At 65.1% G+C, this 241-nt stretch carries 1 protein-coding gene; it reads left to right on the forward strand.

What is annotated here, in order from left to right; translation table 11 throughout:
• The coding region (locus SB771_RS36665) for a sugar phosphate isomerase/epimerase family protein (RefSeq protein WP_410722242.1) at window positions 1-241 on the forward strand (241 nt) is incomplete at both ends.

The raw sequence follows: 241 nt of genomic DNA on the forward strand, positions 1-241 counted from the left end.
GTTTCGTCCGAATGGGCGGCAAGGCGTCTATGGCGGCTATAGCGGCTGGGTCGAGCGCGCGGGGCGCTTCCGCTCGTTGGGCGACGGGCAGATCGACTTCGGCGCGATCTTCTCGAAGATGGCGCAATACGATTTTCCGGGCTGGGCGGTGCTCGAATGGGAGTGCGCGTTGAAGCATCCCGAAGACGGCGCGCGCGAAGGCGCCGAGTTCATCAAGCGGCACATCATTCGCGTGGCCGAC

The sequence above is a fragment of the Burkholderia sp. SIMBA_051 genome, from assembly GCF_046534915.1.
In the GTDB taxonomy this organism is placed as follows: domain Bacteria; phylum Pseudomonadota; class Gammaproteobacteria; order Burkholderiales; family Burkholderiaceae; genus Burkholderia; species Burkholderia ambifaria.